This is a genomic window from Candidatus Neomicrothrix sp., assembly GCF_035329545.1.
GTDB lineage: Bacteria > Actinomycetota > Acidimicrobiia > Acidimicrobiales > Microtrichaceae > Microthrix > Microthrix subdominans.
In genome coordinates, this window is record NZ_DAOLGP010000021.1 from 48,712 (window position 1) to 67,930 (window position 19,219).

The window sequence follows — 19,219 nt, forward strand, 5'->3', positions numbered from 1 at the left end:
GCCCCGGCTCCAGAACCTGGTGACACAGGCGGACGTCTTCGTCGAGGGGTTCCGGCCCGGCGTTGCCGAACGGCTGGGCATCGGCCCCGACGACCTGCAGGCTGTCAACCCCCGTCTGGTGTATGCCCGCATGACCGGGTGGGGGCAAAACGGCCCGCTGGCCGACCGCGCCGGCCACGACATCAACTATCTGGCCATTTCGAGTGCGCTCGAGCCGATCGGTCACGCCGGCGGGCGCCCGGTGCCACCGCTCAACCTGGTCGGTGACTTCGGCGGGGGCGGTCTGACGATGACGATGTGCATCCTCGCTGCGCTGTTCGAGCGCAACAGCTCGGGGCGTGGCCAGGTGGTCGATGCGGCGATGGTCGACGGGTCCAGCCTGCTGATGTCGTTCATCCACGGACTGGGCGATTCGGGAACTGCTCACGACCACGTTCAAGCTGCGCACCCGCTCCGAGTGGACCGACCTCTTCGAGGGGAGCGACGCCTGCGTCTCGCCGGTGCTGACACCATGGGAGGCGCCGAAGCATCCACACAACGTTCAGCGCCGCTCCTTTTTGATCTCGAGGGTTGTGTTCAGCCCTCCCCTGCCCCACGCTTTGAGCGAACGCCCACCGAAACACCAACCGGCCCCCGAGACGCCGCCGACCTCCTCACCAGATGGGACTCCACATGAGCTTCTGCCAGACCTTCCAAGACACGGTCGCCAAGCATCCGACGCGCATCGCGCTTCGCAACTCGGAGGGCACCGTCGTCATCACCTATGCCGAGTACGCCAAGCGGGTGCACCAGATCGCCGCCGGGTTCCATGAGTTGGGCGTGCGCCGCGGCGACACGGTGGCGCTCATGCTGACCAACCGGCCCGAGTTCCACCTGGTCGACACAGCGTTGCTGCATCTCGGCGCGGTGCCGTTCTCGGTGTACAACACCAGCTCGGTCGAGCAGATCGCCTACCTGTTCGAGAACGCCGGGAACAGCGTGGTGATGTGTGAGGAGCAGTTCCTCGGCACCATCGCCGAGGCGGCGGGCAAGGTCAGAGGGAAGATCGAGCACATCTTGAAGGTCGAGGAGCTGGCCGACCTCGAACAGAGCGACGGGGACGACTTCGACTTCGAGGCATCCTGGCGTGCGGTCGAACCCGACGACCTGATGACCATCATCTATACGTCCGGCACCACGGGCCCCCCGAAGGGCGTCGAGCTCACCCACGCCAACGTGGCGTTCAGCATCGAATCTGCCTTGAAGGTCCCCGAGATCAGCCGGGCGGCTGAAGGAACCCGGGCGCTGTCGTACCTTCCCGACGCACACCTGGCCAACCGGTGGCTGGCCCACTATGTCCCGGTGGCCATGGGGATGACCGTGACCACCCTCGCCGACACCAAGCAACTGGCCCCAACCATCGCTGCGCTGAAACCGACGATGCTGCTGGGCGTTCCGATGGTCTGGTACAAGTTCAAGGCGGGTCTCGAAGCGGCGGTGGCGGCCGAGGAGGGGCCCAAGGCGAAGCTGATCAACTGGGCGCTGGATGTCGGATCCCAGCAGGCGGATGCCCTGATCGTAGGACGCTCGATGCCCCCTCTTCTCAAAGCGCAGCATGCGATCGCCGACAAGCTGGTGCTCAGCAAGCTGCGGGAGCGGGTGGGGCTGGATCAGATGCTCCTCGCCGTCTCCGGGGCCGCTCCGGTCTCGCCCGATGCGCTCAAGTTCTTCATCAGCCTCGGCCTGCCGATGGCCGAGGGCTGGGGAATGTCGGAATCGTGTCTCGTCGGCACGCTCACGCCCCTGGAGCACCCCCGTCCGGGCACGGTGGGCAAGCCGTTGCCAGGCGTCGAGGTCAGAATCGCCGACGACGGCGAACTGCTCGTGAAGAGCGCCGGGGTGATGCGGGGCTACCGCAACTCGCCGGCACAGACCGCCGAAGCGATCGACCCGGAGGGCTGGCTGCACACCGGCGACGTCGCGACGATCGACCAGGACGGCTACGTCGCCATCGTCGACCGCAAGAAGGAACTGATCATCAATGCGGCGGGCAAAAACATGTCGCCGACCAACATCGAGGCCGCCATCCAGGTGGAGTGCGGCCTGATCGGAAGCGTCATCGCCATCGGCGACCAGCGGCCCTACGTGACGGCGCTCGTCTGCCTCGACCCCGAGGCTTCGGCCGGCATTGACGACGCAGCGGCGCTGGCGCAGGTGGAGGCGGCCGTCGAGCGGGCCAACGCTGGGCTGTCGCGCGTCGAGCAGATCAAGAAGTTCAAGATCGTGCCGAACACGTGGGAGGCCGGAGGCGACGAGCTCACACCGACGATGAAGCTCAAGCGGAAGCCGATCGCCGAGAAGTACAGCGACCTGATCGACGAGCTCTATGGCACCGACGATCGCAGGAAGTAGCCGAGACGAGCGCCAAGCGGTTGCACTGCCGTGCTACCGGGGTCGGTAGGCGCCGGGAGGCATCCCCGTCCATCGCCGAAATGCGCGCCGGAATGCGCTGGGCTCCGAGAATCCGAGCCGAGCAGACAGCTCGTCGATGCTCTCCTTGCCGATCACCAGGCTGTTGATCGCTGTGTCTCTCATGAGGTCTCCTCGCAGGTCGCTCACCGTGGTGCCCTCCTCGCGCAGGAGACGACGGAGGTGGTGCACGCTCACCGAGAGTCGGGAAGCGATTTCATCGGGTGTGGGCCAGTCGCCGGTCAGGCCCTCGTCGAGGATGCGACGCACCTGGTCGGCGGTCGTCGAGCCGTGATCCCGAATTGAGAAGAAGTTGGTCGGTGACTCCCCGATGTACGCCTCGAGGTCTACTGGGGTGCGCAGCAGTGGGGCGTCGAGCAGGTCGGCGTCGAAGCCCAGGACCGCCACTTCGGCGCCGAAGGTGGGCAGCAGGCCGAAGGCGGCCTCGTAGTAGCGCAGAAACGGTGGCGTCTCGTAGGGCATTTCCAGGAAGACGAGGGGCACGCGACGGCCGATCGCCCACCCGATCGTGCGGTGGATGAAGGCGAGCAACGTGTCGATCACGATGTGCTCGGGATCGTCCAGCCGGTGGACGTCGACCGTCAGCCGGGGCGTGACGTCGTCGAGTAGTGCCTCGATTCGCGGGGCCGCAGTGAGCACCCGGGTTGCCTGATCCGTCCGGATCAGCATCGTGCGCAGATCGGGAGCGCTGAAGATCCTCGGTGCGACCAATCGGAAGCTGCCAAGTGCCAAGTGCCAAGTGCCAAGTTTGGTCCAACCCCGAACAGTTCGTCGTCGGTCTCAGCCCAGATGCTGCGGGTCAGGCCGGACAGCTGGTTCAGCGTCACCCGGGCCCGAGGGTTGTAGGCGACGTCGTCGGGGATCCTTGCCGACCTCAGCAGTGCCCCCAACTCCAGTCCCTGCCGCTCGGCGTTGAGGAGCAGGCGCTGGACTAAGTGGCTTGGGACCGTCTCCTCAGACACGAAGTTCAAGGTAGCTCAGGCAGCCTCACATCCAGATGCTCGACGCGGACGCCGTCACTGATGCTCGATCAACTACCCACCGCAGCCCATGTCTTGGCGCCAACAATTCCATCGACCTTGAGGCCATAGTCGGTCTGAACGGCTTTAACGGCGGTTTCGGTGAGCGAACCGAATTTGGCATCCACTGGGCCAGGATCATACGGCGGGTATCCCCAGCTTTTGAGAATCTCCTGAAGGAGCCGTACTGCGTTTCCCGTAGACTTCTTCTTGATCACCGGCGGAGTCAGCCTGGACCAAGTTGCTGGGCCGACGATTCCATCGATCTTCAAGGGGTACGAGTAGGCATTCCACTCGCCAGCAGAGCGGTCTAGCTGATACCTGATGACGTTCTTCCTCGTGACCGGCCCAAAGATACCGTCAGCGGTTCCGTCCCAGAGGTAGTAGCGATCGATGAGCGCTTGTTGCGCCTTCTTCACTGCAGCGCCGTTTGAGCCAATCTTGATGATGGGGTCAGCCATGAGAATCTCCTAATCGTTTTCTCGTCATTCCGTGCGGCTGGTTCTCGCCCGCCCACGTGTTCACATCGCGTGAACCTCGTCTGTCAATTATGACCATCTCTATAGCGATGTCAACCCGCTCCGACGACGTCGTTCTGCAGCTCAACGACGAGGAGCAGCCGCTGAACAAATGGCTACACCGGTACGTCCTTGGACATGCAAGCAAGGAGCCCAAGGACGCTCACGTCCCGATGTTTGACGCGGACGTCGTCACTGATGCTGGGAGGAACGGTTTGTACCCCCGGCATCAGTGACGCTGTTTCATCCGGTCAGATTGCCGCCTGCATTCCCGCCCAGGATCACGATTCACCGAAAGACTCGGTCAACTCCCGAGGGCTGCCCACGTTTTCCCACCGACAATTCCATCAACAGTCAGCCACCCTAGCTGAAAGTCCTTGACAGCGGTTTCGGTAAGAGGACCGAATTTTCCGTCCATCGGGCCAGGGCTGTACCCATTGCCGTTGAGGAGTTCTTGCAGGAGCCTTACGGCATTTCCCGTCCCTTTCCTTTTGATCACGGGCGGCGTCAGTCGAGACCAGGTTGCTGGGCCAACGATTCCATCGACCTTCAAGGGATACGAGAATTCCCACCCCGAGCCGACGGATCGTTGCGTCTGATAACCGACGACAGCGTTTCGTGTCAATGATCCGAAAATCTTATCTACTGTCAACCACCATCCACGATCATTGAGCGCTTTTTGCGCCTTCTTGACGGCATCGCCGTTGGAGCCAATTGTGATGATTGGGTCAGCCATTGAAATCACCTTCCGATATCCTTGATGTTCCGTGCGGCCGGTTCTCGCCAGTCTCACGTGTTCACGTCTGGTGAACCTGATTTCTTAAGTATGTACCGGACAGGGGCGATGTCAATACTTTCATCCAATATCGACGACGACTTAGCTGTGACGCCTGTCAGGTGAACGCTGTACTGGGAAGGTCGGTGGTGTCGCCGGCGAGGGCGTTGCAGATCGTTGCAGCCACCGCGACCGGGTCCAGACCCTTCGGCATCTTTGGTGTCTGACCCTCGAGGGGACGATTCGCCAAGCCGGTCTCGGTGTGTGGCGGTCGGGCGTCGATCACGCGGATCTTGCGGCGACGTGCCTCGCGAGCGAGCGCTTCGTCGAAGGACCGCGCTGCGGCCTTGGAGGCCCCGTAGGCGGCCATGCCGGGCAGGTTCTGTTCCGCGATCACACCCGGGATGTTCACGATGACCCCTCCCTTGCTGAGCGCACCGAGGGCAGCTTTGGCGAGCAGGATCGGGAGGAAGGTGTTGGTCATGAAGAGCTCCTCCATGCTGTCGACCGAGAGGTCCTCGATCGGGCCGAAGGCCACAACGCCGACTGCGTTCACCACGACGTCGAGCTTCCCTGCGTGCTCGACGGCCGCCCGGACCGCAGCTTCACACGCCTGCGGGTCTCGGAGATCCAGTGCCAGCCGATGACCGGGCACGTCCAGCGCCGCCAGGGCATCGCGATGACGGGACACCAGCGTCAGTACCGCCCTGCGCCGGGCCAGGTTTTGGGCGATCGCCGATCCCAACCCTCCGGTTGCCCCGGCCACGAGCACCGATCGACCCGCCATGGGATCCCCGGCTTCCAGCGCACGTTCGTCAACCATTGGTCCTCCTTCGGGCCCAGTATTGCGCGGCGGATGGCTCCCGCTGCCGATGTGGGTACCTTGGCGCATGGCCCTGATCGACTTCACCGTCTCCCACCAGTTCCACGCACCGTCTCGAGCGGTCTGGGACGAGATGATCGACTGGCCCAACCACGCCAAATGGATTCCCGCCACCCGGATGGAAGTCGACTCGAGCGACTACCAGGTGGAGGGGGCAACGTTCACCGGATACACCGGCTTGTGGAAGCTGGCGCTGGTCGACCGCATGCGGATCTCTGCAATCGAGTGGGACGAAGCGACGGCGCTCGGCTCGTGTGAAGTCGAGAAACTCGGACCGGTTCTCCGAGGTCGGGCCGGCTTCGACGTTTGGCCTCACGGCGACGGCTCCAACGTCGACTGGTTCGAGCAGGTCACCGTTCCGTACCTGCCCAAACTTCTCGCACCTATCGTCAGCAAGCTGAGCGCACTCGGTTTCGCATTCGGTATGCGCCGGCTGGCAAAGATCGTCGAGAAGCGTTGAACCTCAGCCTCCGCAGCCTGAGGGATCCCGTCGTGTCGGCGATGACGGGACTCTTTGCACACGGTCCCACGCCACTGGCCAACACGCTGGACTTCCCCGGCGATCCCGGCATTCTGGGCCCCGATTCGGTGTCGTGGCGGGTGCTCGGCGACGCCTCGGTGTTCGTCGGGGGAATCCGGGCGCTCGTCATCCAATCCGCCCACGCCGAGGTGGTGGCAGGGGTGGAGGACCACTCCACCTATCGTTCCGATCCCCTCGGACGGCTGTCACGCACCTCGGTATATGTCACCGAGACGACCTATGGGGCGATGCCGGAGGTTGAAGCGGCCGTCCAGGTCGTGCGCCGAGCACATCGTCCCGTGCACGGAACGTCCGAGCGCAACCTGCCCTACAGCGCCGGCCGTCCCGAGATGGCGGCATGGGTCCACAATGTCCTGACCGACTCGTTTCTCGCTGCCTACCAGGCGTTCGGCCCCGCCCGGCTGAGCGCTGTCGATGCCGATCGTTTCGTGGCCGAGCAGACCCGGATCGGCCGGCTTCTCGGAGCCGATCCGCTTCCCGAAACATCAGACGAGCTCACCGATTGGATCGCCAACCACCCCGACCGCGTCGTGACGAACGCTCAACGGAACGCCATCTCCTTTCTTCGGAGTCCCCCGCTGAGTCCACCGATCAAAATCGCCTACCGGCTGTTGTTCAACGCCGCCCTGACGACGGTGCCCTCCGACATGCGACAGCAGCTGGGGGTCGAGCCGGGAAAGCGGGCGGGCGGAATCGGGAGGAACGCGACCGGTGCCCTTCGATGGGCCCTTGGGGCGTCGCCGTCCTGGCATCTGGCGTTGGTGCGCTGCGACGCCACGATCCCGGTCGGCCTGTTTCGCCAGCCGCTCCCCTCGTCCGGCCCGGTCAAGCCGTGACGCAGCTCGACACCATCTGGGTGCTCGGAGACCAGCTGAACCGAGCCGTCGGTGCGCTCGCCGATCGCAAGCCGGGTGACTGCCGGGTTCTGCTGGTGACGAGCGAAGCTAAAACCAGCGGGAAGCGGTGGCATCGCCAGCGGCTACATCTGGTGCTGTCGGCGATGGCGCACTTTGCAGCAGAGCTGCGGGCCGAGGGATTCGAGGTCGACCATCGACGGGCACCGACCCTCGGTGCCGGGCTCCAAGCCCATCTGGCCGAGAACGACGTCAGCCAGGTCATCGCCATGGAGCCCATGAGCTGGGATGGGCGGGCCATGCTGACCGACGCCGGCGTCGAGATCGTCCCTAACGACCAGTTCCTCTGCCATTACGACGATTTCGCCCGCTGGGTTGGCAACAGAAGGTCCTTCAAGATGGAGGACTTCTACCGATGGCAGCGAGCCAGGCTCGACGTGCTGATCGAGCCCGATGGTGAACCGGTTGGCGGGCGCTGGAACTTCGACCACGACAACCGGGAACCCCCACCCACCGACGGGAGAGCCTGGCCTCCCATCACCCGGTTCGAGCTCGACGACATCGACCGGGCCGTCGTCGCCGACCTCGGAGCCAACGTCTGGGGTGCGCCGCCCGACGGTACGTGGCCGATCAGTCGTGAACAGGCCTTGGTGCGGCTCGATGAGTTCATCGGGACCGGCTTGGAGCAGTTCGGTGCGCACGAGGACGCCATGCTCGCCGACGAGTGGAAAATGGCCCACTCGGCCCTGTCGTCGTCGATGAACCTGGGGCTGTTGCACCCGGCGGAGATCGTCGACGCGGTTGTCGACGCCTATCGGGCGGGCACGGCGCCGCTCAACTCCGTTGAGGGGTTTCTCCGTCAGGTCATCGGCTGGCGCGAGTACGTGTGGGGCCTGTTCTGGCTGTGGATGCCATCGTTTCGCGAAGCCAACGGACTTGAGGCCAACCGGCCGGTGCCGCCTGCGTTCACCGGTGAGTCGTCGACCGGAATGGCCTGTGTCGCCAACACGATCAGCCACGTCGAACGTCACGGCTACGCGCACCACATCGAACGGCTGATGGTGCTGGGCAACCTGGCACTCACCGCCGGTGTCAGCCCTCAAGCGATGACCGACTGGATGTGGGCGAGCTTCGTCGACGGCGCAGAGTGGGTCATGGTGCCCAACGTCGTCGGCATGGCGCTTCACGCCGACGGTGGACGGATGGCGACCAAGCCGTACGCCTCAGGTGGGGCCTACATCAACAAGATGAGCGACTCCTGCAAGGGCTGCCGGTACGACCCCAAAAAGCGGGTCGGTGACGATGCCTGCCCGTTCACCACCTTGTATTGGGACTTTCTTGCCCGCCATGAGGAGGTCTTCGCCGGCAACCACCGCATGGCCCGACAGGTGGCCGGCATGCGACGGCTCTCCGACCTTCCAGCGGTCCGCGAGCGCGCCGTCGACGTGCTGGCGGCGCTTGATGCAGGAGACCTGTAGGCATCTTCGGTGGGGATTGCGGAGGGCGGGTCGTACGCTGGTTGACTCCGGGACGACCCGGGAGCGGCTGTGCTCACAGATCCGCTGTGACCTCAACGAAGGACCCCTATGAAAATCATCGGCAAGATCGGCCAGGCGGGCTCAGCGCTCTGGATTCTCAACGTCTGGTTCAACCGGTTCAACAAGGACACCGGTTACCGGGGCGGCAACGCCACCAACATGCGCGAGGAGTTTGAAGAGTACGGGCTTCCTGAACCCGTCATGTACGCCGTCGGAGCGACCAAGGTGAGCCTCGCAACCATGATGTTGATCGGGCTCGTCAAGCCGAAGCTCGCTCGGCCGGCCTCCGCCGGGCTGGCGACGCTGATGGTCGGCGCCATCGGGATGCACATGAAGGTCAAGGACCCCCTCAAGCGCTCGATCCCCGCCATCTCGGTCTTCACCGGTGCCGTCCTGGCTGCTGCTCTGGCTGGAGACGAGAGCGACGAGCAAACCGTGGGCCTTCCCCACTCAGCCCAGGTAGAGCGCTAGTAGCACCCCGTTGAGAACTGCGAGCGATGCTGCCTGCACCATCTGCCGAGGCGTGTCGTGAATGCGGAGGCGCACGATCACGCCAATCAGCATCATCAGCATCAAGCCTCCGGTTGCCAAAGCTCCGATCGTGTCGTTGACCAAGCCGATCAACACACCCAGCGCGCCGACGACCTGCAGCGAGCCAACCAGGACTCTGAACTGCGGGACGCCGTAACGCTCGAACTCCTGACGGACGCGATCTGCAAACAACGCTTCGAATCCGAAGTACAAAAAAGCTCCGGCTGAAACGAGCGTGAGTATCAGCAGGAGCATGCAGCGGCCAAGGTACGGGCTTAACCCGCCTTGGATCCGTTCTTGGTGAGCGTCACAACGTTCAACGGGCCGCGCCGCACGGTCGCTGTCGTGGTGTGCCTGCGGCCCCAGTACCAAACAGCGGTCTTGTCGTTGGCTGCGACGTTCTTCAGCCATTGCGACCGCTCACGAACCGTCGACACCACCACCGTGTCGCCAAGGCGAAGCCCAAGGAGCGGCACCTCCCGACGCTCACCTGACACCCTGCCCGTTGCCTCCATCACCACCGCTCCGAGGCCGAGCGGCAAGGGCGACCCGACGCCGGACTTCACCAGCGGTTTCACCACTCGGTTCAGCGATCGGAAGAACAGTTGCTTTGGATCTGCATGCTTGGCGCGGTCAGCACCGGGGGAGTTCATCCCGTCAGTCAACCACGGACGCGCGCTACCTGTGGGTGCGCGCCTGGGTGGTAGGAGGGGCCCGCCAGCGCGTCCAGGACGGCTTTGATTCCATTGCCGATCTGCTCCAGCACTCTCGGTGAGCTCAGAATCCAAGCAGGTCGGCGATCAATTCTCGGATCTGTTGCAACGCAAGCGGTCCGATATTCGTGTCGCCAACGTCAGCGATGCGATCGACGCTGATGGTGGTCGGAAGGTGCGCTTGGGCGACACCGAACCCGGTGACATCGACCTCACTCAACCAGCCTCGCCTCGTGGTCGTGCAGGGTACGACCACGATCGCGTGTTGCTGGAACGCCAGAACGTCGTCCGACGTGACGACGATCGCGGGTCGGACGAACCCCGGCTCGCCCCGAGCGGGCGTCCCGAAGTCGCAGCGGATGACGTCACCCGCTCGCATCGGCAACATCGCTCGCCGATGCGTCGAGCACGGCCTCTTCGTCGGCGCCGAGGGGAGCACTTGCGAGTTGGGCCCCGATGATGCGACGTCGCTCCCGCCGGATCAGCTTCTCGAGCTGGGCGTCGAGTGTGAGTCCGTCACGATCGGCGAGCTGTCGCAACGCATCACGTGTGCTGACCGAAACCTTCATGGTCGTTGATGCAGCCATACTCCTGAGTATACCCCTCAGGTAAACCAATCAGCTCCACCTTGAGGTCACACCCCGGCTTGCAGTTCGCTCGCACCGCCCTCGCCGTCGAAGCGAAGGACCCGGTTGGCGACCTTGTCGATGAAGAAGCGGTCGTGGCTCACGACCAGCACGGCGCCGGGAAAGTGCGCGAGCGCCCGCTCCATCACCTGGGTGCTCTGCATGTCGAGGTGGTTGGTGGGCTCGTCGAGCATGATCGCCGCCGCTCCCGAGAGAAGGCATTGGGCGAGCGCCACCCGTGCGGCCTGGCCGCCGGAGAGATCGCGGATCTTGGTCGCACGGTCCAGCTCGGAGAACTGAAAGAGGCCGAGGAACCGTCCGACCGACTTCTTGGTGGCGTGAAAGGCCAGGCTGTCCGGCATGGCGGAGACGGCGTGGCCGACGGTGTCGTCGAGGTCGAGTTCATCGACCACTTGGTTGAACGAGGCGTAGTTGGTGCCGCTGGTCCAGTTGACCTCTCCGCTGGAGGCAGGCGCTCCGGCGAGGGCGTCGAGCAGGGTGGTTTTGCCACAGCCGTTGGGGCCGAGGATCGCTATCCGGTCGCCGCGGTGGACATCGAAGCTGAGGCCCTCGAACAAGCTGCGGCCGTCGAAGGCCATCCCAAGGCCGGTCACTTCGCACAGCCTGTCCTTCACGTGCAGACCGGCGTAGATCTCGGTCACGATCCGATCGACGGGGCGGGGTGATCCGCTCTTCCTCACCCTCGCCAGGCGGCGCCGCAGCGCCGGGCTGGGGTTCTTCGCCAGTTCCTTGCGGTTCGAGATCGCCTCCTGTTCGTAGGCGAGCAGCTCGGCCTCGTGGGCAAACTCCCGCTCGAGGCTCTTGATCCGCATCTGCTTCTTCTGTACGTAGTTGGCGAAGCCGCCCTCGTACTCGTAGAGGCGGTGATTCTCGACCTCGACGATCCGGTTGCAGACCGCCTCCAGAAACTGGCGGTCGTGGGAGATGACGATGAGCGCACCATCGAACTTCTGAAACCAGCTTTCCAACCAGCGCAGGCCGGCGATGTCGAGGTAGTTGGTCGGCTCGTCCATCAGCAGAACCTGGGGTTGTTGCAGGATCACTTTGGCGAGCGCCGCACGATTTCTCCAACCGCCGGAAAGCCGACCGATCGGCAACTCCCGGTGCTCGGCTGAGAACCCGAGCTTGGTCAGCACGGTGTCGATGTCGTTCTCGTAGGTCCAGGTACCAGCCCGGTCTTGTGCATCCAACAACTCGGCCTGGCGGTCGACCAGCGCCATCAGCTCTGCCTCGTCGGGCCCACTGGCGAAACCGGCGTTGACCTCGTCCATCTGCGCGTCGAGCGCGTGCACCTCACCGAAGAGTGCGACCAGTTCGGCCTGGATCGTGGTGTCACTGTCCAGTTCGGAGAACTGCGAGAAGTAGCCGATGGTGATGTCGTTCGAGATGTCGACCGTGCCCTCGTCGGGCGCTTCCTCGCCGAGGATCAGCTTGATCAGCGTCGTCTTACCGGCACCGTTACAGCCGACGAGCCCGACCTTGTCGTCCGGGCTCAATTTGAAGTGGATCTCCCGGAAGATCGTGACCCGGTCATAGGACTTGGAGATGTTCTTCAGGCGTATCCAGCTCAAGTCGAGAAAGCCTACGCCCGCTCAATCGACGCATACGCACTCGGAATCCCCTAGAAACAGGGCATGGGGAAACGGGGCATGGGAACCAACCAGGTGCTGGACGCCGTGAAGCAGATCGGTCCGACGCTTGAGGGTCGGTCGGCCGAGATCGAGCAGGCGCGCGGCCTTCCACCCGATGTCGTCGAGCTGATCAAACCGACGGGGGCGTTCCGGATGTACGTCCCGGCGGATCTCGATGGTCCCGGCGTCACGGCATGGGAAAGCCTGGAGGTGATTGAGGAGCTGGCGTACCACGACGGCGCCGCCGGTTGGTGTTCGATGATCGGCTCGACGACCTCCCTCACGGCATCGATGCTTCCGGATCCGTTTGCGAGCGAGGTCTTTGGTTCCACCGGCTCCATCGCCGGCGGGTTCGCCATGCCGGCCGGTCGTGCGACGCCCGTCGACGGAGGTCTGCGTGTGAGCGGCCGCTGGCAGTGGGGTTCGGGCACCCGTCACTGCACCTGGATCGCCGGCGGCTGCCTGCTGGTCGGCGAGGACGGAACCCCCCAGGCGAGAGCCGACGGCCTGGTGGCCCCCTTCGTCTTCTTTCAACCCGACGACGTCGAGTTCATCGACAACTGGGACGTCTCCGGATTGTCCGGAACCGGCTCGGGCGACTACCAGGTGAACGACGTGTTCGTTCCGGAGGGCCGCTGGGTGGAGTTGGGCGACGACGCAACGGTGCGGCACAACAGCAGCCTGTCGCGGTTCTCGTTCTTCGGGTTGCTCGCCTGCGGCGTGGCCTCCTGCGCGATGGGCATCGCCCGGCGGGCCGTCGACGAGCTCGTCGAGCTCGCCGGGACAAAGAAGCCCCAGGGAAGCTCGAAGTCGCTCGGCCGGCGTCCCCAGGTTCAGGCCGACGTTGCGATCGCCGAGGCCAAGCTCGCCTCGGCATGGGCGTTCATCGAGGCATCCATCACCGACTCCTGGGTGACGGCCGAGTCGGGCAGCGCTCCAACGGTCGAACAGAAGCGCCGGCTTCGGTTGAGCGCCACCCACGCCACGCAGACGGCGGCCGAGGTGGCCGAGCTGATGTACAAGGCAGGCGGCGGCGCGGCGGTCTACAAGTCGTGTCCGTTGCAGCGAACGTTCCGTGACGCGTTTGTCGCCACCCAGCACGCGATGGTCGCACCTCGAACGCTCGAAACCTATGGTCGGCTCCGGCTGGGCATCGAGACGGACACGGGACTTCTGTGAACGAGCTGACCAACGAGCTTGACCCCGTCGAACAGCGGCGGCTGCTCCGGGCCTGGCTCGCTGATCATCGGTCCCCCACCCCCCGCCAACTGGCCGAGGCCGGGCTGGTCGCACCGCACTGGCCACGGCCCTGGGGGCTCCATGCCGACCCACACCTGCAGCTGCTCGTCGCCGAGGAGTTGGCGGCGGCCAACGTGGTGGTCCCGGACAGCACGATCGGCCTGGGCTGGGCCGGCCCGACGATCCTGGCCGGGGGCACCGAGGCTCAACACCGACGCTGGCTTCCGGGCATCCTGGACGGAACCGAGATGTGGACCCAGCTGTTCAGCGAGCCGGACGCCGGCTCTGACCTGGCCTCGCTTCGCACCAGCGCCGAGCGCGACGGCGACCACTACGTCGTCAACGGTCAGAAGATCTGGTCGACGTGGGCGAACCGGTCCCAATGGGGAATCCTGCTGGCCCGCACCGACGCAACCGTGGCGAAGCACCAAGGCATCTCCTACTTCGTGGTCGACATGGCCACCCCCGGTGTCGAGGTGCGCAAGATCATCGAGATGACCGGTGGTAACCACTTCAACGAGACGTTCTTCAACGAGGTCCGGATCCCCGTCGAGAACCGGATCGGCGCCGAGGGCGACGGGTGGCGCCTGGCGACGGCCACGCTGGGCAACGAGCGGGTCGCGCTGAGCGAAGGCGGCGTGCTCTGGGGGATGGGGCCGACCTTCGGGGAGTGCATGGACGAGATTCGTCGGAGATCGGCCGCCGGCACGCCGGTGAGCCGTCAGCAGGCGGCCAAGGTGTACAGCGACGGGTTCGTGACCAACCTGCTGACCCAGAAGATCGTCGACGCGATGCTCCGGGGTGAGGATCCGTCGCCCTTCGCATCGATTCGCAAGGCGAAAGCCGATGCCAACGCCCAGGCACTTCTCGATCTCATCTGTGACCTCGCCGGGCCCGCCGGCATGCTCGGGATTCAAAACGAGGAAGCCGAAACGACAGACCCCTGGCATTGGGCCTACCTGTTCAGCCGAGCGCTCACCATCGGCGGCGGCACCTCGGAGATTCAGCGCAACATCATCGGCGAACGCCTCCTCGGCCTGCCGCGTGAACCACGGCCCCAACCCTGAAAGCAGGCACCCCCATGCAGCTGTATGACGCCATGAGCACGCTTCGAGCGGTTCGGAGGCTGCGACCCGACCCGATCCCGGACGTTGTGCTCGATCGGGTGCTTCAAGCCGCCTGCTGGGCACCGACCGGCGGCAACACACAGCCATGGAAGGTGATCGTCGCCACCGACCCAGACGTGAGGGCCGGGCTCCAGGCGATCTATCGCCCGGAATGGCAACGCTACGCCGCGCAGGTTCTCGCCCGTCTCGACGGCCTCCCCGATGATGTAGCCGAACCGCAGCGCCGGGTGGTGAGTGCGGGCGACCATCTTGCGAACCACCTGCACGAGGCACCCGCGATTCTCGTGTTCTGCGCCAACCCGGCGGCCATGGCCATCACCGACGCCAACCTCGATCGCATCAGCATGGTCGGCGGCGCCTCGGTCTATCCGGCGGTGCAAAATGCCATGTTGGCGTGTGTCGCCGAAGGGCTCGGCTGCACGCTGACCACGCTGCACTGCCTTCGCGAACCCGAGGTGAAAGACCTTTTGGACATTCCGGACTCGTGGGCAACCGTCGCGCTCGTGCCGATCGGCTACCCGGTCGGTCGCGGCCACGGACCCATCACCCGAAAGGGCCCGGATGCGATGGCGGCACGCGACGCGTTCACCACACCATGGTCGGGCACCTCACGCTAAAGAGCGCTTACCTGTCGACCGACACCACGACCCGCAACTCGAGCGATCGGCGGACGACGCTGCGACGAGCGGCTTGTGAACTCGCCACCCAGTCCTGAGACCTCGGGCCGCATACCGCCTCGGGGTCGGAGCGCGCCTCGTCGGCCAGGGCGAGCATGCCCTCGATCGCCCGGCGCAGCGCCGGGGTCGCCTCGTCAGGTGCTCGGGTTTCGTCGATGTCGGCCAGCGCGTCGACGAGCCCGTCGGCGTCGCCTCGCTCGGCCGCCGACTCCCCCGCCTCCAGCGCCCGAAAGCAGCGTTCTGCGAGGCTCTCGCCCGGGAGCACACCGGCGCCGTGGGGCGTGCTCAACGTGTTGAACACGTAGGCGGAGCGGTGGTCCATCTCGGAACGGAAGAACCAGCGCTGGTCCGGGTCGTGCAGGAACATCCAGATGTCGTTGATGGCCGCGTCGTCCTCGCGCTCCAGGAACGAGTCGGTGGCGAGCCCGTAGCGGAGCTGGTGGCTCCTCCGGTCGATGCTGCGTCCGTCGGCGAGCACCAGCGGCTGGGTGATCTGCTGCAACGGAATCCACAGGTTGACCAGCATCAGCGAGGGTTCGTCATTGTGAACGCCGGGCGAATCGTGACGGAACAGCGTGGGCGCCTCGCCACCCATCAACTGTCGTATCGGCGTCCCGAACACGTCCTGGTCGCCGTGGACCGAGGTGGCAGGGCCGTGGTCGTTCCTGCCGATCGACCGGGGTGGCACCATCGACATCCGGTTCGGCCCGGCGGTGCGTATGAACTGGCCCTCATCGGCCACGTACAGCACCGTCAGCGTCAGCCCACTGCGGCACTGCAGCACCGCGCCTTCCAGCGCTGCCTGGACCGCTTCGGCGTCGGAGTCGTTCATGTTGCCGGCTTCGTCAACACGCCCCAGGACGCTCTGAAGGGCGGCGAACGGCGTCAGGTCGACGGTATCGAAGCCTGCGCCGAGCAGGTCGGTGCCAATGTCGCCGTCCTGATCGCAGTCGGTCGCCGGGCACTCGTGAAACTCGACGCTCTCGTCTCCGTACGGTGCGGACGCACGCTCACCTGCCCGTAGCAACCCTGGGTGGTCGACGTCAGGAGTCGCAAACGCATCCGGTAGGAAACCCAGCTCGACGGGATACGTGCCGGTTTGGCGTGCCATGGGCTCGATCGTACCGCCGAGCGCCCGGCAATCTCACCACATGTGGGGGATGCGTCGGCGGGACCGACACCAATACCGTCGTTCACACGACCTGCCCGACGAGGAGAGCCGAATGACCGATCCATACGCCGACGGCTCGGCGATCGACCGTTGGTTCCACTCCGACGTCATTCAACCAATGGACGACTTCAACAACCCGCGACAGGAATGGCGCCGCCTGATCTCCGAAGCATTCGGCACGTTCCTCCTCGTCCTGGTCGCCGCCGGCGGCGGCATGATGGGCCAGGCGTTCCCCGACACGATCAGCCGCCAAGCCGCAGTGGTCGCTCCCGGCCTGATGGTCATGGCGGTCATCTTGTTCATGGGCAAGGTGTCCGGCGCCCACCTGAACCCGGTGGTCAGCATCGCTTTTGCCCTGCGACGCGACTTCCCATGGTGGCGGGTTCCCGGCTACATCATCGTTCAGTTGCTCGGCGCGTCGCTCGCAGCGCTCTTCCTCCAGTCGGTCGTCAACGTTTCGGCCACGTACGGCTCGAACTACCCGGCCTCCGGCTACTCGAACGGCTCAGCATTCTGGATGGAGTTCGTCCTCACGCTCGGGCTTGTCAGCGTGATCCTTGGGACTGCGTCCGGTGCCCAGAACGACGGGATCATCGGGGCGTTGGGCGTCGGCGGCTACATCGCACTCGCTGGCCTCTGGGGCAGCCCGATCTCCGGCACCTCCATGAACCCTGCACGTACCTTCGGTCCCGACCTGGTCGGCGCCGACTTCGCCTCCTATTGGGTGTACCTCGGCGGTCCGCTCGCCGGCGCAGCCGTCGCAACGGCGTTTGGTTTCGTGCTCAGAGGCCAGGGTGGAGGCAGGGCCGGATCAGCGGCCGGTCAGGGCGCCCTCGACACCAAGGAGGCCGAGCCGACCAGGGCCTGACGGGTTCTGTCGCCGTTGGAGGCCATCATCATCGATGCGGGTGACGCAGGATACCTGCCGCGAGGGCGCCGCACACCATTACCAGCGAGACCACAAATCAGCAACCGTCTCATGCAATGAACCGAAGTCGTTCCAGAGGGCTGACTCCTAGACATCCACAAAACGTTTATCTAAACTTGAAGGATGGAAACTGCAACTCGCTCGGACATTGGCGCTGCCGACTTCTACGCCGACCCTCACGCGGCCAAGTACCAGGGGGAGCTTGAGGCACATCCGGATGCGTTTCAGAACCTCTTCGAACTGCTGAACTTGCCGGCCAACGAGCAACGGCTCACCGACGCAGAGATGCACAACCTGCCCGCTCTCGCCGGCGTTGTCCGGTTCATCGAGGCAGACCCGACGATCGAACGCATTCTCATATCTGGCCCTCCCGGCTTCCGCTTTCGTCAGTCTGTGGGCGTCGCCGTGAAGCTCAAGATGGCGAAGCTGGGTTGGCGGTCCACTGGCCGAAAGGGCGCCGTGAAGGGGGCCTCGCACTTCACGAAAGCCGAACGATTCGCCCCCGGCCCAGCCGCAGGTGACGACTATGCGGCCGGTGCACTCGCAGCGATCGACGCCGTCGGCCAGATCGGCGAGCACAGCGAACGGCAGTCGACCGGTCGGGCGCTCATGGATGCGCTGGCTGCGACGCGCCGATCCGAGGGTCGACCCTTCTGAGATGTGAATCTCTTGTTGTAGTGGGTCGTGAGACGCGTGGGGGTGCGGGGGCGGCGCCCCCGGTCGGGGCGCAGCCCCGACGAAACGGCTGTTGGGGTCAGGCGGCTTGTGTGAGGGTGACGGTGTTGCCCATGGCTTCGAGTTGTGCGACCAGTCGTCGTTGTCGTGCGTCGCTGGTTCGTTGTTTGTCGAAGTAGTCGCCTCCGAGGTCGTTGTAGGGCTCCCCGTTGGTGAGGAGATGCCAGACGATGACCAGGATCGAGTGCCCGACCGCGACCGCAGCGCGTTGGGGCCCGCGGCGGTAACGGATCTGGGCGTATTGGGCAGCCAGGTAGGTGTCCTTGGTACGCGACGCAGCGTGAGCGGCCTCGATCAGGGCCTTGCGAAGCCATTTCGATCCGTGTCGTGTCCGACCGGACCGGTGTTTCCCGGCCGACTCGTTGTTGCCGGGGCACATGCCCGCCCACGACGCGAGATGCCCGGCATCAGGAAAGCGGGACATGTCAGCACCGATCTCAGCGATGATCACCTGGGCGGTCCTTTGAGACACCCCCGGGATCGTCACCAACAACGACACTGCCGCCTCAAAGGGGTCCAACAACTCGCCGATCCGCACACCGAGCGCGTCGATCGTGGCGTCGGCCTGATCGATCCGGGCCAACATCGCCTGACACAACAACGCGTGGTGTTCGTTGAACCGGCCAGCCAGAGCGTCTTTGAGCCTCGGGATCTTGGAACGCATACGCCCCTTGGCCAACCCGGCGAGGATCTCGGGGTCGCGTTCCCCGGCGATCAGCGCGTCGATCATCTCCCGGCCGGACTTCGACAACACCTTCGAGGCAACCGACGACAACTTCACACCGGCGTCCTCCAGGACCTTGTGAAGACGTTGGGTTTCTCGTGTCCGGTCCTCGATCACCGATTTCCGGTATCGGGTCAGATCCCGGAGCGCACGGATCGGTGGCGGCGGGATGAAACTCGCCCGCACCAGACCGTGTTCGAGAAGCGACGCACCCCACACCGAATCAGCAACATCGGTTTTGTGTCCGGGCACGTTCCGCATATGACGGGCATTGATCACCCACACCTCCGGGACCGTCGCTTCCAGCACCCAGTGGACCGGTTTCCAATACACCCCGGTTGCTTCCATCCCCACCCGGGACACCCCCCGTTCGGACAGCCAGTCCCCCAAGGCCAGCAACTGCGACACCGTCGTACCGAACTCTCGGACTTCCTCGGTGCGGCCCCTGTAGGGCGCCACTTTCGTTGGTGATGGTGGTGTCATTGGTGGTGGGCACGGG

The 19,219-nt window shown here is 64.8% G+C and carries 22 protein-coding genes and 1 pseudogene; 11 read left to right on the forward strand and 12 right to left on the reverse strand.

The window, feature by feature from the left end; translation table 11 throughout:
• Positions 1 to 16: 16 nt before the first annotated feature.
• Both PKD89_RS12380 and PKD89_RS12385 read left to right on the forward strand, forming a co-directional pair.
• Positions 17 to 676, forward strand: a pseudogene (locus tag PKD89_RS12380) (CoA transferase); the annotation flags it as partial.
• Positions 673 to 2,391, forward strand: coding sequence for an AMP-dependent synthetase/ligase (locus PKD89_RS12385; RefSeq protein ID WP_289010111.1), 1,719 nt, complete (start codon positions 673 to 675; stop codon positions 2,389 to 2,391). The pseudogene PKD89_RS12380 and the gene PKD89_RS12385, both read left to right, overlap by 4 nt.
• Before the next feature lie 33 nt (positions 2,392 to 2,424).
• Here the strand turns inward: PKD89_RS12385 and PKD89_RS12390 are convergent, their stop codons facing one another.
• The 5 genes from PKD89_RS12390 to PKD89_RS12405 all read right to left on the reverse strand — a co-directional run bounded on the left by PKD89_RS12390 (position 2,425) and on the right by PKD89_RS12405 (position 5,604).
• Positions 2,425 to 3,201: a helix-turn-helix domain-containing protein gene (locus PKD89_RS12390; protein ID WP_289010110.1), complete on the reverse strand. Its 777-nt coding sequence runs from the start codon at positions 3,199 to 3,201 to the stop codon at positions 2,425 to 2,427.
• Positions 3,132 to 3,431 carry an AraC family transcriptional regulator ligand-binding domain-containing protein gene (locus tag PKD89_RS19970; RefSeq protein WP_425591253.1) on the reverse strand — a complete coding sequence of 100 codons (300 nt, stop codon included), beginning with the start codon at positions 3,429 to 3,431 and terminating at the stop codon, positions 3,132 to 3,134. The genes PKD89_RS12390 and PKD89_RS19970 overlap by 70 nt, the downstream gene beginning before the upstream one ends.
• 68 nt (positions 3,432 to 3,499) lie before the next feature.
• Positions 3,500 to 3,949 (reverse strand): peptidoglycan-binding protein, encoded by a 450-nt coding sequence (locus PKD89_RS12395; RefSeq protein ID WP_287393046.1) that lies wholly within the window; start codon positions 3,947 to 3,949, stop codon positions 3,500 to 3,502.
• A gap of 361 nt (positions 3,950 to 4,310) precedes the next feature.
• Positions 4,311 to 4,742, reverse strand: a complete 432-nt coding sequence (locus PKD89_RS12400; protein ID WP_289010109.1) for a peptidoglycan-binding domain-containing protein — start codon at positions 4,740 to 4,742, stop codon at positions 4,311 to 4,313.
• A 157-nt stretch (positions 4,743 to 4,899) separates the two neighbouring features.
• On the reverse strand, positions 4,900 to 5,604 hold the full coding sequence (locus PKD89_RS12405; RefSeq protein WP_287379136.1) for an SDR family NAD(P)-dependent oxidoreductase: 705 nt from the start codon (positions 5,602 to 5,604) through the stop codon (positions 4,900 to 4,902).
• 67 nt (positions 5,605 to 5,671) lie between these two features.
• Here PKD89_RS12405 and PKD89_RS12410 point away from each other — a divergent pair, with 67 nt between their 5' ends.
• From PKD89_RS12410 to PKD89_RS12425, 4 genes are all read left to right on the forward strand, one after another.
• Positions 5,672 to 6,124 (forward strand): SRPBCC family protein, encoded by a 453-nt coding sequence (locus PKD89_RS12410; protein WP_289010108.1) that lies wholly within the window; start codon positions 5,672 to 5,674, stop codon positions 6,122 to 6,124.
• A 41-nt stretch (positions 6,125 to 6,165) separates the two neighbouring features.
• Complete coding sequence (locus tag PKD89_RS12415; RefSeq protein WP_324332471.1) at positions 6,166 to 7,041, forward strand: oxygenase MpaB family protein; 876 nt, start codon at positions 6,166 to 6,168, stop codon at positions 7,039 to 7,041.
• Complete coding sequence (locus PKD89_RS12420; RefSeq protein ID WP_289010107.1) at positions 7,038 to 8,537, forward strand: cryptochrome/photolyase family protein; 1,500 nt, start codon at positions 7,038 to 7,040, stop codon at positions 8,535 to 8,537. Before PKD89_RS12415 ends, PKD89_RS12420 begins: the two co-directional genes overlap by 4 nt.
• 108 nt (positions 8,538 to 8,645) lie before the next feature.
• On the forward strand, positions 8,646 to 9,068 hold the full coding sequence (locus PKD89_RS12425; protein WP_287379140.1) for a DoxX family protein: 423 nt from the start codon (positions 8,646 to 8,648) through the stop codon (positions 9,066 to 9,068).
• On the opposite strand, the gene PKD89_RS12430 is transcribed toward PKD89_RS12425, so the two are convergent.
• The 5 genes from PKD89_RS12430 to PKD89_RS12450 form a co-directional block, all read right to left on the reverse strand.
• Entirely contained in the window at positions 9,048 to 9,383 is a 336-nt protein-coding gene (locus PKD89_RS12430; RefSeq protein WP_289010106.1) for a DoxX family protein, read from the reverse strand. The two genes, PKD89_RS12425 and PKD89_RS12430, sit on opposite strands and share 21 nt — an antisense overlap.
• A gap of 20 nt (positions 9,384 to 9,403) precedes the next feature.
• A complete protein-coding gene (locus tag PKD89_RS12435; RefSeq protein WP_287393059.1) occupies positions 9,404 to 9,781 on the reverse strand; it encodes a nitroreductase/quinone reductase family protein in 378 nt (125 codons plus the stop codon).
• Positions 9,782 to 9,905: 124 nt separating this feature from the next.
• On the reverse strand, positions 9,906 to 10,229 hold the full coding sequence (locus PKD89_RS12440; protein WP_320413782.1) for a type II toxin-antitoxin system PemK/MazF family toxin: 324 nt from the start codon (positions 10,227 to 10,229) through the stop codon (positions 9,906 to 9,908).
• A complete protein-coding gene (locus PKD89_RS12445; RefSeq protein ID WP_287379144.1) occupies positions 10,207 to 10,428 on the reverse strand; it encodes a hypothetical protein in 222 nt (73 codons plus the stop codon). The genes PKD89_RS12440 and PKD89_RS12445 overlap by 23 nt, the downstream gene beginning before the upstream one ends.
• 47 nt (positions 10,429 to 10,475) lie before the next feature.
• The gene (locus PKD89_RS12450) at positions 10,476 to 12,059 is read right to left on the reverse strand and encodes an ABC-F family ATP-binding cassette domain-containing protein (RefSeq protein WP_287393063.1); all 1,584 of its coding nucleotides are present in this window, start codon (positions 12,057 to 12,059) and stop codon (positions 10,476 to 10,478) included.
• A 63-nt stretch (positions 12,060 to 12,122) separates the two neighbouring features.
• Here PKD89_RS12450 and PKD89_RS12455 point away from each other — a divergent pair, with 63 nt between their 5' ends.
• The 3 genes from PKD89_RS12455 to PKD89_RS12465 are packed head-to-tail and all read left to right on the forward strand — an operon-like array spanning position 12,123 to position 15,102.
• Positions 12,123 to 13,298, forward strand: coding sequence for an acyl-CoA dehydrogenase family protein (locus tag PKD89_RS12455; RefSeq protein ID WP_287393065.1), 1,176 nt, complete (start codon positions 12,123 to 12,125; stop codon positions 13,296 to 13,298).
• Entirely contained in the window at positions 13,295 to 14,425 is a 1,131-nt protein-coding gene (locus PKD89_RS12460; protein WP_289010105.1) for an acyl-CoA dehydrogenase family protein, read from the forward strand. The genes PKD89_RS12455 and PKD89_RS12460 overlap by 4 nt, the downstream gene beginning before the upstream one ends.
• A 32-nt stretch (positions 14,426 to 14,457) precedes the next feature.
• Complete coding sequence (locus tag PKD89_RS12465) at positions 14,458 to 15,102, forward strand: nitroreductase family protein (protein ID WP_289010147.1); 645 nt, start codon at positions 14,458 to 14,460, stop codon at positions 15,100 to 15,102.
• 7 nt (positions 15,103 to 15,109) lie between these two features.
• Here PKD89_RS12465 and PKD89_RS12470 read toward each other — a convergent pair whose 3' ends face one another.
• The gene (locus tag PKD89_RS12470; protein WP_289010104.1) at positions 15,110 to 16,273 is read right to left on the reverse strand and encodes a hypothetical protein; all 1,164 of its coding nucleotides are present in this window, start codon (positions 16,271 to 16,273) and stop codon (positions 15,110 to 15,112) included.
• 112 nt (positions 16,274 to 16,385) lie between these two features.
• Here PKD89_RS12470 and PKD89_RS12475 point away from each other — a divergent pair, with 112 nt between their 5' ends.
• Together PKD89_RS12475 and PKD89_RS12480 are read left to right on the forward strand one after the other, a co-directional pair.
• A complete protein-coding gene (locus PKD89_RS12475) occupies positions 16,386 to 17,201 on the forward strand; it encodes an MIP/aquaporin family protein (protein ID WP_287379149.1) in 816 nt (271 codons plus the stop codon).
• A gap of 183 nt (positions 17,202 to 17,384) precedes the next feature.
• Positions 17,385 to 17,918, forward strand: a complete 534-nt coding sequence (locus PKD89_RS12480) for a hypothetical protein (protein ID WP_287379150.1) — start codon at positions 17,385 to 17,387, stop codon at positions 17,916 to 17,918.
• A 97-nt stretch (positions 17,919 to 18,015) separates the two neighbouring features.
• Here the strand turns inward: PKD89_RS12480 and PKD89_RS12485 are convergent.
• Positions 18,016 to 19,219, reverse strand: a 1,204-nt coding sequence (locus PKD89_RS12485; RefSeq protein WP_324332474.1) for an IS110 family transposase, incomplete at its 5' end; no start/stop codon positions are given.

Coding starts and splice junctions, on each gene's coding strand:
- PKD89_RS12470 (WP_289010104.1), bottom strand. CDS start 16,273: ATGGCACGCCAAACCGGCACGTATCCCGTCGAGCTGGGTTTCCTACCG.
- PKD89_RS12425 (WP_287379140.1), top strand. CDS start 8,646: ATGAAAATCATCGGCAAGATCGGCCAGGCGGGCTCAGCGCTCTGGATT.
- PKD89_RS12435 (WP_287393059.1), bottom strand. CDS start 9,781: ATGAACTCCCCCGGTGCTGACCGCGCCAAGCATGCAGATCCAAAGCAA.
- PKD89_RS12395 (WP_287393046.1), bottom strand. CDS start 3,949: ATGGCTGACCCCATCATCAAGATTGGCTCAAACGGCGCTGCAGTGAAG.
- PKD89_RS12480 (WP_287379150.1), top strand. CDS start 17,385: ATGGAAACTGCAACTCGCTCGGACATTGGCGCTGCCGACTTCTACGCC.
- PKD89_RS12405 (WP_287379136.1), bottom strand. CDS start 5,604: ATGGTTGACGAACGTGCGCTGGAAGCCGGGGATCCCATGGCGGGTCGA.
- PKD89_RS12430 (WP_289010106.1), bottom strand. CDS start 9,383: ATGCTCCTGCTGATACTCACGCTCGTTTCAGCCGGAGCTTTTTTGTAC.
- PKD89_RS12455 (WP_287393065.1), top strand. CDS start 12,123: ATGGGGAAACGGGGCATGGGAACCAACCAGGTGCTGGACGCCGTGAAG.
- PKD89_RS12385 (WP_289010111.1), top strand. CDS start 673: ATGAGCTTCTGCCAGACCTTCCAAGACACGGTCGCCAAGCATCCGACG.
- PKD89_RS12445 (WP_287379144.1), bottom strand. CDS start 10,428: ATGGCTGCATCAACGACCATGAAGGTTTCGGTCAGCACACGTGATGCG.
- PKD89_RS12400 (WP_289010109.1), bottom strand. CDS start 4,742: ATGGCTGACCCAATCATCACAATTGGCTCCAACGGCGATGCCGTCAAG.
- PKD89_RS12415 (WP_324332471.1), top strand. CDS start 6,166: ATGACGGGACTCTTTGCACACGGTCCCACGCCACTGGCCAACACGCTG.
- PKD89_RS12475 (WP_287379149.1), top strand. CDS start 16,386: ATGACCGATCCATACGCCGACGGCTCGGCGATCGACCGTTGGTTCCAC.
- PKD89_RS12465 (WP_289010147.1), top strand. CDS start 14,458: ATGAGCACGCTTCGAGCGGTTCGGAGGCTGCGACCCGACCCGATCCCG.
- PKD89_RS12440 (WP_320413782.1), bottom strand. CDS start 10,229: ATGTTGCCGATGCGAGCGGGTGACGTCATCCGCTGCGACTTCGGGACG.
- PKD89_RS12410 (WP_289010108.1), top strand. CDS start 5,672: ATGGCCCTGATCGACTTCACCGTCTCCCACCAGTTCCACGCACCGTCT.